The organism is Pseudoalteromonas fuliginea (genome assembly GCF_000690055.1).
In the GTDB taxonomy this organism is placed as follows: Bacteria; Pseudomonadota; Gammaproteobacteria; order Enterobacterales; family Alteromonadaceae; genus Pseudoalteromonas; species Pseudoalteromonas fuliginea.
Genome location: NZ_JJNZ01000059.1, coordinates 44,896 through 58,925, shown reverse-complemented (window position 1 = coordinate 58,925; position 14,030 = coordinate 44,896). Strand labels below are relative to the sequence as shown.

Genomic DNA, 14,030 nt, shown 5'->3' with positions numbered 1-14,030 from the left:
GTCCGCTCATGTAACGTAGCTTTTTAAATTAAAAGCGAGGTGTAAAACCTCACCTACAACATACATCAAACCGTAGGTGCGAATTTATTTCGCGCGCTTATCTTTATATCAGAACAAAGCCAATCGCTTCTCTTTCATCTACAAACATAGTAAAATTTCCTTAATTTATTAACGCTTATGAGCTTTGCTATGTCTATTTCGCACACCTTAATTAGTCAACTTGTTACTCTTGCACTCGACGAAGATTTAAATTACCAAACCGCGCAAGATGGCGATATTACCGCACAACTGATCCCACTAAACGAGCAAGCAAATGCCAAAGTAATAACGCGCGAAGACTGCGTTTTTTGCGGAAAAGACATCATCCTTGAAGTATTTAAACAAGTAGACCCAACTGTAAAAGTAGCCGTACTCGTAAATGATGGCGACGTAATTAAAGCAAACAGCACATTATTTACAGCCACTGGTTCAGCACGTTCAATATTAACTGCCGAGCGTACTGCACTTAACTTTGTGCAAACCTTATCAGGTACAGCGACTACTACAGCGCATTATGTAAAAGAGTTAAGTGGTACCACTACACAACTACTCGACACTCGCAAAACCATACCAGGGCTTCGCGCATTACAAAAATACGCAGTAAAATGTGGCGGTGGTGCAAATCATCGTATTGGCTTATTTGATGCGTTCTTAATTAAAGAAAACCATATAGCAGCCTGTGGCACAATTGATAAAGCAGTGGCTCAAGCAAAACTGAACCATCCTAATAAATCAGTTGAAGTCGAAGTTGAATCACTTCATGAGCTAAATCAAGCTATTCACGCTGGCGCTGATATTATAATGCTTGATAACTTTAGCATTGAGCAAATTAAGCAGGCAGTTACATTAACGCATAAACGCGCCAAACTTGAGGTCTCTGGTAATATGACGTTAGAAACACTCAAAACCTATTCTCAAGCTGGTGTTGATTTTATATCAAGTGGTGCACTTACAAAAAATTTACAATCAATCGATTTATCAATGCGTTTTGAATAAAAAACACGCTAAAAAAGGTTTAAGCATAGCTAATTCATTGACATTTTAAATAATTGAGCATTTAATAGTAAAAAAGAACTACTCTTTAATATTTTGTTAAATAAAGTACCTTTAACATTAAATACGTATGCTAAATAACAATAAACAGTGCTAGACTCGCACTGTTGTATCAACTTATTTTATAAGTTCAGCCAAAATGGTTACTTGGCAATTTAGTTTAAAAGCTAAATACACTAAATTATTTTATCAAGTGTCTAGTATTCATTGCTAACGTATAATTTGATTGATACAACGTAGTAGCACACAATGAATTTATAGCTTTTGTGGTCAAAAGCTCAAAAGTTAACGTGAAATAAAGTTTTTTTAAGTAAAACTGTAAACTAAATCAGCTAAATTAAGTTAGGCAATTTTGCCGCTTATATGATTTAACCTACAAAAATCTATCCTTTAGGAGAGGAAACATGAAAACAATGACTCAAAAACAACAGGGTTTCACCCTAATTGAATTAATGATTGTAGTAGCAATCATCGGTATTCTTGCTGCAATTGCATTGCCTGCTTACTCAAACTATCAAGCAACATCTAAATTGACTGCTGGCTTAGCTGAGATATCTGCCGGTAGAACAGGTTTCGAACTAACTTCAAATAGTGGCACGACTCCTACAAATGAACTTATTGGCTTACAAAACACAACAAAAAACTGCACAATAAAGACAGATGCTACTGGTATTGAGTGTGCTATTTTGAATGCACCAACCCAAGTAACTGGTGCAAAATTAAAGTGGAGTCGTACGTCTACCGGTGGCTGGTCTTGTGCTACAACTGGCATTACTGGTGACAAAACTTTAGCTCCTAAAAGCTGTCCACAATCTTAACCATTAATTGATTCTTAAAAGCGCCTCACGGGCGCTTTTAAGCGTGTAAGAATAAAAATTTATGAACCAAGTGAATATAATAAAAATATTAGTTATTAGTTTATTTTTTCTATTCACTTTGACTCCTTTAATGCCGATAACCTCCTACGACTATCATAATCACCAAAGAATCATTCAAATATTTTTTTTGTCTGCTATAAGCCTATTATTAGTTCTCATTTTAATACGCAATAAAGGTGTTTCTATTGTTTCATCATCAAATCGAAGAACCAAAGTATTACCTATTATTTTTATTTTTAGTGGCTGTTTGTCGTCGTTTATAAGTAAAGAAACTAGCTTCAGTTTATTTTATACACTCCACATAAGCTTGCTTTTTATAACTCTACAAAGTCTAAGTTCAATTAATAATAAAAAATCTATTTTGTTCATTATCTATGTGTTAATAATCGCTCACACAAGCTTAATTTTAATATGCTTGCTTAATATAATTTTTACACTTTCTGAGCAACAACCTTTAAATCCATACATCATCTACTCTGGCTTTATTAACATTCGTTTTTTTAACCAAGTACAGGTGTTTATTCTTCCATTTTTGGTGCTACTCCTAAAGTTTAAAGGCATTCAGCGTGTTGTATTTATTATTTTATTTTTAAACTTATTACTTATATTTATTGGGCAAGCTCGTGGGGCTTTACTCTCATTTTTAGCTTTCTCTATTTTTGCTCTTGCTTTAAAAACTACATTAAAAAAACAAGTACTTATTGGATTAGCCTGCCTTGCTTTAAGTTGTATTACTTTTTATGCCCTGGATTCATTAAATAAAGGAGGTACTGAAATACTACGCACATCCACATCAGGTCGTGTTGACCTATGGTTAAATACTCTTTCAAGCTTATCTATAAAGCATTTATTTATAGGAAATGGCCCTGGAATATTTGAAATGTCACTTGGAAACTCAGCCCCTTTTAGCCACCCACACAATTCATTAATTGAAATTTTAAATGAGTGGGGACTAATCGCCCTTATATGTATTTTAACTGCTGTTTTTACAACCTTTAAGAAAGCTGTCACACATTTAAGAGGCCATAAAAAAGACGTCATTACTGAAAGCCTATTTTACTCATTTGCTATTGGCGTTATTTATTCACTATTTTCTGGTGTTCATGTAATGCCTGTTTCGCAAACATTATTATTCATAATGTGGGGATTGTTACTTGGAAGAATCAATAAAAAAAATGGCCCACTTATTTACATAAATAAATGGGGAAAAGCTATTATTACTATTTTATTCATATTCGGTTGGTACTTTTATTTGCAACAGGCAATTAGCGTGTATAACAACATAGACCCTGATAATGGCTATATTTATGGGCCTCGATTCTGGTCTGTCGGTCAGCGGGAATAAATCGTGAATAACTTTTCTATCAAGGATCATTTGTTTACGTTATGCTTCTCTTATAAAAGTCGATTTCATTAAAAGATCAAGCTGGATATTTTTATGGCAAAAAAACAAGAAGACAAGGGACTCGACATATTTCAGTGGGTCGGTGTTAGTGCACGAGGAAAACGCCTTGAAGGTGAGCTCGCCGGAAATAGTATCGCGCTAGTAAAAGCACAGCTTCGTAAGCAGGGTATTACCCCCTCAAAAGTTAAGCGTAAGCCGAAACCTTTATTTGGTATTCAGAGTGTTCAAAAAATAACACCTAAAGATATCGCCTTGGTTACTCGCCAAATTGCCACTATGCTAATGGCTGGCGTCCCCTTAATTCAATCTATTGAGATGATAGCTTCTGGCTCAACAAATAAAAGCGTTACCAAGCTTATCTCAGCTGTAGGCGATGATGTAAAAGCTGGTCAGCCTTTGTCATTATCACTTAGAAAATATCCACGTTATTTTGATGACTTATATTGTGATTTAGTGGAATCTGGCGAGCAGTCAGGAGCACTTGATAAAATATTTGATCGCATAGCTATTTATAAAGAAAAATCAGAAGCGCTTAAATCAAAAATTAAAAAAGCAATGTTTTACCCCATTTCGGTATTAGTTATTGCCGGCATTGTAACCTCGATATTATTAATATTTGTAGTACCACAATTTCAGGATATTTTTGCAGGGTTTGGGGCTGAACTTCCTCCATTTACATTATTCGTAATTAGTATTTCTGACTTTATGCAGGCTTATTGGTGGATGATTCTGATTGCGATAGTGGTTTTTGGCTGGACTTTTAAAGAAGCTAAATTAAGAAGCCTAAAGCTCAGGGATGCAACCGACAGAGCCATACTTAAGCTCCCTGTTATTGGCATGATTTTAAACAAAGCAGCTGTGGCACGTTACGCGCGAACACTTTCGACCACATTTGCTGCCGGTGTTCCATTAGTTGATGCACTTGATTCAGCAGCAGGTGCTTCGGGCAATGCAGTGTACCGTTATGCTATTTTAGATATTAAAGCAGAGGTTAGCTCAGGTAACCAAATGAACTGGGCAATGAGAAACTCAAAAATCTTCCCTGACATGGTAATCCAAATGGTTGCTATCGGTGAAGAATCTGGCTCGCTCGATGGTATGTTAGCTAAGGTCGCGACTATTTATGAGCAAGAAGTAGACGATGCTGTAGATGGCTTATCGAGCTTACTAGAGCCATTAATTATGGCTGTATTAGGTGTACTTGTTGGTGGTTTAATTGTTGCTATGTACCTCCCTATTTTCCAACTCGGTTCTGTTATTTAATTATTTGGTTTTTATATGCAAAGTATTGTAGAAGTAATGCAAAATGAGCTGTGGTTTTATCTAACCACCGTTGGCTTGGTTAGTTTATGTGTGGGCAGCTTTTTAAATGTAGTGATTTATCGCCTACCACTTATGATGCAAAAAGAATGGCAAAGTGAGTGCAGAATAATGTTAGAAGACGAGCTTAAAAATAGTAAAGCAATAAATAACGAGCAATTTAATTTAGTAAAGCCAAACTCAACCTGCCCAAAGTGCAAAACAGCTATTAAACCTTGGCAAAATATTCCTGTTATTAGCTGGTTATTTTTAAAAGGAAAATGTGCAAGTTGTAATAACCCTATATCAATACGCTATCCTGCAGTCGAAGCCATTACAGCAATATTAAGCTTATTTATTGCTTATACTATGGGCGCAAATGAACAAGCTTTACTGTATATATTGATTACTTGGGCATTAGTTGCACTAACCTTTATTGATATAGACCATATGCTATTACCCGATCAACTTACATTACCACTAGTATGGCTTGCTTTAATAGCGTCAATAATGGGCTATACCGTAGCGCCGAGCGATGCAATTATGGGGGCGGTTTTTGGTTATTTGAGCCTATGGAGTGTATTTTGGCTATTTAAGTTACTAACGGGTAAAGAAGGTATGGGCTATGGCGACTTTAAATTACTCGCTGTATTTGGTGCATTACTTGGTTGGCAATCACTACTTAGCATTATATTACTTTCAAGTGTTGTTGGCGCTGTTATTGGCATTGTATTACTCAGTATTCAAGGAAAAGACAAAGCAACCCCGATCCCATTTGGTCCTTACCTTGCCATTGCAGGCTGGATCACTATGCTATGGGGCACTGAATTACAAAACATTTATTTTAATTTAATTGGTTATTAAAATGAGTGAGCAAATAACTAAACTCTCTAGCAATAAAAAAAACAATTGGGTTTTGGGTTTAACAGGTGGTATTGGCTGCGGAAAAACAGCTGTTAGTGACATGTTTGAGAAACTTGATATAACCATTGTTGATGCGGATATTATTGCTCGCCAAGTAGTTGAGCCCAAGAGCTGCGGTTTAAATGCAATAATAACGCACTTTGGCAATACGTTATTACTTAGCGATGGCACGCTAAACAGAAGTGCCTTACGAGAGCGCATTTTTACTAACGATGCAGATAAACAGTGGCTAAATAACTTGCTGCATCCTCTTATTCGCAAAAAAATAGTCGCTGATTTAAATGCCGCTAATAGTGCTTACGTGGTTTTAGTTGCCCCGTTATTATTTGAAAATGGTCTCGATAAGTACTGTAACCGAACCCTACTCATTGACGTGCCTAAAAATGTCCAAGTCGAGCGCACACTTAAGCGTGATAATGTGAGCTTTGAACAAGTAAATAGTATTATTGCAACACAAATGTCTCGTGAAAATAAACGTAAAAAAGCAGATGATATTTTAAATAATGATAGGGATTTAGCGTTAGTCAAATTATCACTTCGGTCTCTACATACTCGTTATATGCAATTAGCATTAAAAAATGCGAGTTAGATAACCCGAACTCTGGATAATAAATCTATCTTAAGCTGTTACTTTCAGCGCTAACTGCGTTGAAATATCTAGCTAGAGAAAACTAAATTTAAATATTATTATGGTTCAATATGTTAGTAAATCCCTTAATCAGAGTTCAGGTTAAGTAATTTAAAACAATAAGATAATTTATAAAACAATATTTAGTTAGCAAAACTAGTCCATCTGATGAAGAATAATATAATCTCCTTGTTTTTTCTGATAAATTGCTAATCATTAACGAATTAAGCAGGTGCGCAATGAATATTAACTCACCGTTACTAAGAAAATTTATTACCCTTGGCCGTATTGATGCAGATACCGTTAAAGTAAAACAACGAGATTTTGCCTCAACCGCCGAGCTTATTGCCAAATGTGGAAACATCAATAGCAAAGATTTAGCTGAGCAATGTATTGATTTATTTCGCGTACCTTATTTCGATTTAAAAGACTTTGAACCTGCAAGGATCCCAGCAGAACTTGTAAAAGAAAAGTTGATCCGTAAACACCATATTTTACCCTTGGTGCAAAAAGGTAGAAAAGTATACATAGCCGCGTCTGATCCGACCGATTATGGTGCGTTTGAAAACTATGAATTTAGTACCGGCTTATCCTGTGAAATAGTAGTAGTTGACTACATTGAACTTGATAAAAAAATTGACCAATTGCTTGATGCAACTGGTAGCTTAAATTTAAGTGATGACGAATTTAAAGAATTTGCTGATTTAGAGAGTGAAAACACTAAAGAAGCCACCCCAAAAGATGATGAAAAAGATGATGCACCTATCATTGTTTACATCAATAAAATCCTAATGGATGCCATTAAAAAAGGGGCCTCTGATTTACACTTTGAACCTTATGAGCATAAGTACCGCATCCGTTTTCGTATTGATGGTATTTTACATGAGGTAGCCAGCCCACCTAATACCTTAGCAACAAAACTTTCTGCACGAATAAAAGTAATGTCACGCCTAGATATTGCCGAAAAACGTAAACCACAAGATGGTCGTATAAAGCTAAAAATTACTGAACGTAAAAGTATCGATTTTCGTGTAAGTACAATGCCGACCCTGTGGGGGGAAAAAATAGTAATGCGTATTCTTGATTCATCAAGCGCAATGCTAGGTATTGATGTATTAGGCTACGAGCCGGAGCAGAAAAAACTCTATATGGATGCGCTTGCTCAGCCTCAAGGGATGATTTTAGTTACAGGACCAACGGGCTCGGGTAAAACAGTATCACTTTACACTGGTTTAAATATACTTAATCAACCAGAGCGTAATATTAGTACCGCAGAAGATCCTGTCGAAATTAATCTCGAAGGTATAAACCAAGTGCAAATTAATATTAAAGCCGATATGACCTTTGCAAATGCATTACGTGCATTTTTACGCCAAGATCCTGATGTCGTCATGGTAGGTGAAATACGTGACCTCGAAACAGCTGAAATATCAATAAAAGCGGCGCAAACAGGTCACTTAGTACTATCAACTCTGCATACTAATTCAGCACCTGAAACGATAACTCGGTTATTAAATATGGGCGTACCAGCGTATAACGTAGCAAGTTCAATTAGTTTGATTATAGCCCAGCGCTTGGCTCGACGTTTATGCCCTAAATGTAAAACACCGGAAATATTACCAAACGAAGAACTTACCCGCCAAGGTTTTAGCGAGCAACAAATTAGTGAAATGACCCTCTATGCACCAAAAGGATGTGATAGTTGCACTGATGGTTATAAAGGTCGTGTCGGTATTTATGAAGTAATGCAAATAACACCAGAGATAGCACAAATTATAATGCGTGGCGGTAATTCATTAGAAATAGCAGAAGTATCACTTAAAGCAGGATTTAATAACTTGCGATTATCAGGTATTCGTAAAGCGGCTGATGGAATGACTTCGCTTGCTGAAATTAATCGAGTAACAAGTTTTTAAAGATCCATAGTTAAAAGCGACAAGGTTCTGAACACTAAATTCAGAGCCTTACTTATACCTAGAGACTCATATCTAAGTAATGTAAAATGCAAAAAAAGATTGTAGAGAGTAAATTATGCCTACTATTGTAAACTGCCCAACCTGTAAAGCTAAAGTTGAGTGGTCAGAACAGAGCCCACATCGGCCTTTTTGTTCTAAACGCTGCCAACTAATTGATCTTGGTGAGTGGTCGTTTGAAAATAATAAAATTTCAGCGCCAATTACATCAGCACAAGAGTTTAGCCAAGATATGATTGAAGATATTGAAGCTATGATGGCCAAAAATGAAGATGACTTTTTTAAATAATTTATCTCCATAATGCCTAAAAACGAAAACCAGCATTACGCTGGTTTTTTAGTATTTACAAAAAAGTAAAATTAACTTTTTTGTTTACGGTGCTTTTTATTCATACGCTTTTGCATTTTAGTAAATTTCTCTTTTTGCTCAGCGTTAAGTACTTGCATTACTTGGTGCTGCGTTTTTAGTTTAATTAAACCAAATTGTTCACCCTTTTCATGGCGTTCATTTAATAACTCTTTAGCTGCATTTTCATCAAATGTTGCAGCCGAAAGTAACGCATCCATTTTTGCTTTATGCGCTTCTCGCATCGCTTTACGAGCTTCTTTATCGTCGCTACGTAATGCTTTCATTTGTGTTTTTTGCGCTGCAAAAATAGCTTTTAGCTTAGTTTGCTGCTCATCTGTTAGGCTTAATTTTTCAACGCCGCGCTCAGAAAGTAAAAAACGAGCTTGAGAATGACCTTGTTTATGCCCGTCAGCTTTAGCCATAACACTACCGGCACCAAGTGTTGCTGTTGCCAGGCCAAAAACAAGTACTAATTTAGAAAGTGTATTTAATTTAGTCATAATCATTACCTTAATTATTTGGTTTAACTATTGGTTCAATTTGTGTGGTTGTGACTGCTTAATCAACTAAGTTAACTATACCTAACTCAATGCAAAGTAACGCAAAGCAGTGTAAAGGTTGTGTAAAGATTCACTTTTGCACAATTTAGTGGGTAAAATAACGCCATAAGCAACTCTAAGGGTTTGTAAATGAAACTATTAATGATTGACGACGATACCGGCCTTTGTGAGCTATTAAGTGAATATTTAACTGCCCAAGGTTTTGAAATACAAAGCGTACATGACGGCGAACAAGGTCTTAAGCTAGCGCAAGTAAACGATTATGCGTTAATACTACTTGATGTGATGCTACCAACTCTAGATGGCTTTGAAGTACTTAAACAACTTAGACAAACAAAATTAACGCCGGTAATAATGCTTACAGCAAAAGGGGAAGATTTCGATCGTATTTTCGGATTAGAACTTGGCGCAGACGACTATATCCCTAAACCATTTAATCACCGTGAGTTACTTGCGCGTGTTAAAGCGATTACACGCCGTATAGAACATATTAATAGCTTTAACATTACTACCAGTAATAAGTTACAGGTTAATGGGATCACTGTTAACTTAGCCGCTCGAGAAGCGTCTGTTAATGATCATACACTTACATTAACAGGCACCGAATACGAAATACTAGCCCTTTTAAGCAAAAATGCAGGCGAAGTAGTCAGTAAAGAACTCATAAGTGAAGAGGTACTTGGCCGTCGCTTAGCTTCCTTCGATCGCTCTATTGATATGCATGTAAGCAATATCCGTAAAAAAATAGCTGAGCATATTTCAGGCGAGCGAATCAAAACAATGCGAGGAACAGGTTATGTCTTTATCCAAGGAGAATAAAGTAGGCTCTTTGTCTTGGCTTAAACATCCTGGGCATTACTTATTCTTTAAAATATTTATATGGTTTTGGCTAACTATAATAGGCACGATTACAGCACTGGTTTTCTTAAGCAACATTACGGCAATCAACGCCGTTAGTAACGAGCCATTACACGGTCCGATGGAAAAAAACTTACTCTATACAGCCAAAAGTATAGAACGCTCTGTTGTAAAACATAAGCGGACACTGAGTGATATGTTGTCTCACCCACGCTTATCTAAACGTAAGTTATTATATTTAAGTGCTGAGCAACAAGAAGACTCATTAACAAATAAAGAAGTCCCGAATGACGTTGATTTGAGCCTACTTAATTTTACTAAGACAATGTCACCGCAAATTATTTTTACTGAAAAGTATCAAGCATTTGGCCCTATTCAAATTACAGTACCCTCGGGCAACTTTTACTTGTATGAAATAGACATAAATCATCAGCCACCTTTGTTCCTTCGCTTAAAGCTTATGCCTGGATGGATGAAAGTTTCTATCGCCATCATCGCTTCTCTAATTTTAAGCTTTTTATTTAGTCGTAACTTAATTGCCCCTATAAATAGCCTAAAAAAAGCAGCTGTTAAATTATCTGGTGGTGATTTAAGTGCTCGAGCGGCCATTTCAGTAAGCAGAAAAGATGAACTCGGTATACTCGGTCGTGATTTTAACAGCATGGCTAATCAATTAGAGCAATTAATTAGCTCGCAAAAACGCTTACTTGCAGATATATCACATGAGTTACGCTCACCTCTTACCCGCTTAAAAATGGCAACGGGCCTTGCTCAAATGCAAGCAAATGAAGCGAGTCAGTCCTATTTACTGCGCATAGAAAAAGAAGCGAATCAACTAGACAAAATGATTGCTGATGTACTGCAAGTGTCTCGTTTAGAGGCGAAAAGTCAGGCACTTTCACTTCAACAACAATCATTGCAAATTATAATTGACCATGTGCTTAACGACGCACAATTTGAAGCAAAACAAAACAACAAGCAATTACAGATTATGGGAAGTGCAGACATTAGTGTTAACTGTGATGAAACACTAATTGCCAGCGCACTTGAAAATTTACTACGTAATGCGATTAAATACGCCAATAGCACTATTAGCATTACTCTAAAGCATACTGATGCCATTTATATAGAAATATGTGATGATGGACCTGGAGTCCCTAATAACCAACTTAATAAGCTCTGTGAACCATTTTTTAGACAGTCAGATGCGCGAGACCGAGTTAGCGGCGGTACGGGGTTAGGCTTGGCAATTGCCAAAAATGCAATTACTGCACATGGTGGCAACTTAGTATTATCGAATAAAGAACAAGGCGGCTTATGTGCAAATATAACGTTGCCAATAATTAAAGAGTAAACAATGTTTTATAGTAGTGAGAACGAGCTTAAAAGTAACCAACCGGCCATTAGTAACTTTTTTGATAATACACTGACAAAATCTTATTTAAATACACCTTATGGACAACTTTTTTACGCTTACGCTATCCCAAAAAATCCACACATTGCGATTGTTATTAGCTCAGGTCGTATAGAGGGCTTAGAAAAATATAAAGAGTTACTATGGGAACTTTATAATAATAATTATGCGGTGTTTATAATTGATCATCAAGGCCAAGGTCGTTCTTACAGGCATTTAAAAAACAAGCACAAAGGCTACGTAAAGCGCTTTGAAGATTATGCCGCCGACCTTCATTTATTTAATAAAGAAGTTGTAGATAATTATTGGCAAGGTAAAAAGGTATTAGTCAGTCACTCAATGGGGGGGGCTATTGCATTTGATTATCTTGCACATTTTGAACACACTTTTAGTGGCGCGTTTTTATCTGCGCCAATGCTCGACATTTACACCAAAGGCACACCAAAACCTTTAGCTAAATTAGTCGCAAGTACTGCAACATTACTTGGCTTTCAATACAGCTATGCGCTCGGACAAACAGATTATACGCCTGATGAGTTTGCTATAAATACCCTGACCAGCAGCCCAATACGTTACGAACTATTTAGGAAAGCCTACAAACAAGAGCCTAAATTACAACTTGGTGGTGTGACTTATGGTTGGCTACACACTACTTTTGCATTTATTTCATCCGTGAATAAATTAACGGTTAATATTCCACTTTATATTGCCAGTGCTCAAAATGATGAAATAGTTGATAACAGTGCGCAATATAAACTGGCAAACAGGCACGAAAATACAATACTTGAGAGCTTTGCCGACGCTAAACACGAACTATTTTTTGAACGCGATGAAATACGCCAACCACTGCTTAAAAGCTTATATCAGTTTTGTGAATCGGTGACGATTTAATAGCTAATTGTGTTAAGTTTTATTGTAATAGTGCAATTTAATTCATTAAATTGCTCAAAGATTTATACAGGCTGGTATTACAAATCAATATGCTAAAAATCGCTTAATCCGAGTTTAAGTTAAGCACCGACAATGGATCGAGGTGGATCAGAATATCGACCTCAGATTCAAACTCTTTGGTTATCAATACTTCTACTTCATCAGCCACGTTATGCGCACGAATCAAACTTAAATTGTCATCAAGCTCTAAATGCATTTGGATAAATTTTATCTTACCGCCTTGGCGAGTACGAATGCCATGTACGCCATGTACATCAGCATGCGCTTTAGCTATTTCAAATATGCTTTGCTTTTCGTCATCTGGCAGCTCTTTATCCATTAAGTGATCGGCACTATCTCTGGCTATTTCCCAGCTGTTATAAAGTAAGTAACCCGCTACGCCAATAGCAAAAACAGGATCGGCATACAATACGCCATAGTATGCTAATAAAATAGCGAGCAACACGGCGGCATTTAAAATCAAGTCGCCTTTGTAATGTACTGAATCAGCTTTTATTGCGATTGAATCGGTGTACTTAATCACTTTATTTTGTACAAATACAATAACCAAGGTACACGCAATAGCAAAAATGCTAACCCACACGCCTAATAAAGAATGACTGAGCTGTATTGGGTTAAATAATCGCTCAATACCATGAAATGCCAGTAAACAGCCTGAACCTGCAATAAAAGCGGCTTGCCCAAGCCCTGCTATAGCTTCAGCTTTGCCGTGACCAAATCGGTGGTCATCATCAGCTGGGCGCAGCGCATAACCTAAAACTAAAAAGCTCATTGCAGTAGCCGTTATATCCATTAACGAATCGGTTAGTGAGCCAAGCATTGATGCTGAACCCGATGCAAGCCACGCCCACGTTTTTGCAGTAATCATTAAACTAACCATTATCATGGTAACAATACTAGAAGTTTTAACCCAAAATTCGTAACTGCGGTTGTGCACGTTTTTATCCGTTAATAGGTGTATTCAATACAGAGAGTATATCATTTTTTTAAAAGGTTTCGTGTATACTGAAAATCGTTAAACTACTGATCATTTAAAAGGCTTATTATGCTGGATATCGTTTTATACCAACCTGAAATTCCTCCTAACACTGGTAATATTATTCGTCTGTGCGCAAACACAGGCTATTCACTGCATTTAATTGAGCCCTTGGGTTTTGAATGGGATGATAAACGTGTAAAACGTGCAGGCCTTGATTACCATGAATTCAGCCATGTTCAACGTCACGCTTCATTTGAGGACTACCTTGAAAAATGTAAGCCTAACAAAGTATATGCATGTACTACTAAAGGTAGCCAGTTTCATCATCAAGCAAGTTACGAAGCTGGCGATTGCCTTGTATTTGGCCCAGAAACCCGTGGCCTTCCTGATGATATGATCCAAGCCCTACCAAATGAGCAACGTGTTCGTATTCCTATGCAAGCTAATAGTCGTAGTATGAACTTGTCAAACGCCGTGGCTGTATTTGTTTATGAATCTTGGCGTCAATTGGGCTTCCCTAACGCACAATAACTAATGCACTTACTAATATTGTAAGCCAAGGTATGGCTCTTAGTTTAAATGAGCTCTAAATTAAAGCCCTTGGCTACACTATCAGCTAATATATGCAGTTATCAGAAAATACAACAAACTTAAAATGTTGAACTACAAAATTACAGCCCAGGAATAAAAGCAATAACCTATCTTCGGCTGCGTATTATC

14 protein-coding genes are annotated in these 14,030 nt (G+C 36.7%); 12 read left to right on the top strand and 2 right to left on the bottom strand.

Going from position 1 to position 14,030, the window contains the following annotated elements; all coding sequences use genetic code 11:
• Positions 1-189: 189 nt before the first annotated feature.
• From nadC to yacG, 8 genes are all read left to right on the top strand, one after another.
• Positions 190-1,035, top strand: a complete 846-nt coding sequence (gene nadC / locus DC53_RS05305; protein ID WP_033023262.1) for a carboxylating nicotinate-nucleotide diphosphorylase — start codon at positions 190-192, stop codon at positions 1,033-1,035.
• Between the two features lie 461 nt (positions 1,036-1,496).
• On the top strand, positions 1,497-1,910 hold the full coding sequence (locus tag DC53_RS05310) for a pilin (RefSeq protein ID WP_033031074.1): 414 nt from the start codon (positions 1,497-1,499) through the stop codon (positions 1,908-1,910).
• A gap of 61 nt (positions 1,911-1,971) precedes the next feature.
• Complete coding sequence (locus DC53_RS05315) at positions 1,972-3,315, top strand: O-antigen ligase family protein (protein WP_033031072.1); 1,344 nt, start codon at positions 1,972-1,974, stop codon at positions 3,313-3,315.
• 93 nt (positions 3,316-3,408) lie between these two features.
• Positions 3,409-4,638: a type II secretion system F family protein gene (locus DC53_RS05320; protein ID WP_033031070.1), complete on the top strand. Its 1,230-nt coding sequence runs from the start codon at positions 3,409-3,411 to the stop codon at positions 4,636-4,638.
• Positions 4,639-4,653: 15 nt separating this feature from the next.
• A complete protein-coding gene (locus DC53_RS05325) occupies positions 4,654-5,538 on the top strand; it encodes a prepilin peptidase (protein WP_033031068.1) in 885 nt (294 codons plus the stop codon).
• A 1-nt stretch (position 5,539) separates the two neighbouring features.
• Complete coding sequence (coaE, locus tag DC53_RS05330) at positions 5,540-6,187, top strand: dephospho-CoA kinase (RefSeq protein WP_033031066.1); 648 nt, start codon at positions 5,540-5,542, stop codon at positions 6,185-6,187.
• Between the two features lie 278 nt (positions 6,188-6,465).
• Positions 6,466-8,142, top strand: a complete 1,677-nt coding sequence (gene pilB, locus DC53_RS05335; RefSeq protein ID WP_033031063.1) for a type IV-A pilus assembly ATPase PilB — start codon at positions 6,466-6,468, stop codon at positions 8,140-8,142.
• Between the two features lie 115 nt (positions 8,143-8,257).
• Positions 8,258-8,488, top strand: coding sequence for a DNA gyrase inhibitor YacG (yacG, locus tag DC53_RS05340; RefSeq protein WP_007376049.1), 231 nt, complete (start codon positions 8,258-8,260; stop codon positions 8,486-8,488).
• Between the two features lie 71 nt (positions 8,489-8,559).
• On the opposite strand, the gene DC53_RS05345 is transcribed toward yacG, so the two are convergent.
• Positions 8,560-9,048, bottom strand: a complete 489-nt coding sequence (locus tag DC53_RS05345; RefSeq protein ID WP_033031060.1) for a Spy/CpxP family protein refolding chaperone — start codon at positions 9,046-9,048, stop codon at positions 8,560-8,562.
• A 189-nt stretch (positions 9,049-9,237) separates the two neighbouring features.
• Here DC53_RS05345 and DC53_RS05350 point away from each other — a divergent pair, with 189 nt between their 5' ends.
• Genes DC53_RS05350 through DC53_RS05360 form a run of 3 tightly spaced genes read left to right on the top strand, consistent with a single transcriptional unit; the run spans position 9,238 to position 12,271 of the window.
• Complete coding sequence (locus tag DC53_RS05350) at positions 9,238-9,927, top strand: response regulator (RefSeq protein WP_007376047.1); 690 nt, start codon at positions 9,238-9,240, stop codon at positions 9,925-9,927.
• Positions 9,905-11,320, top strand: a complete 1,416-nt coding sequence (locus tag DC53_RS05355; RefSeq protein WP_007376046.1) for an ATP-binding protein — start codon at positions 9,905-9,907, stop codon at positions 11,318-11,320. The genes DC53_RS05350 and DC53_RS05355 overlap by 23 nt, the downstream gene beginning before the upstream one ends.
• Positions 11,321-11,323: 3 nt before the next feature.
• Positions 11,324-12,271, top strand: coding sequence for an alpha/beta fold hydrolase (locus DC53_RS05360; RefSeq protein WP_033031057.1), 948 nt, complete (start codon positions 11,324-11,326; stop codon positions 12,269-12,271).
• Between the two features lie 103 nt (positions 12,272-12,374).
• Here DC53_RS05360 and DC53_RS05365 read toward each other — a convergent pair whose 3' ends face one another.
• Complete coding sequence (locus tag DC53_RS05365; RefSeq protein ID WP_475440307.1) at positions 12,375-13,268, bottom strand: cation diffusion facilitator family transporter; 894 nt, start codon at positions 13,266-13,268, stop codon at positions 12,375-12,377.
• A 108-nt stretch (positions 13,269-13,376) separates the two neighbouring features.
• Here DC53_RS05365 and trmL point away from each other — a divergent pair, with 108 nt between their 5' ends.
• On the top strand, positions 13,377-13,841 hold the full coding sequence (gene trmL, locus DC53_RS05370; RefSeq protein WP_033031055.1) for a tRNA (uridine(34)/cytosine(34)/5-carboxymethylaminomethyluridine(34)-2'-O)-methyltransferase TrmL: 465 nt from the start codon (positions 13,377-13,379) through the stop codon (positions 13,839-13,841).
• Positions 13,842-14,030: the final 189 nt, after the last annotated feature.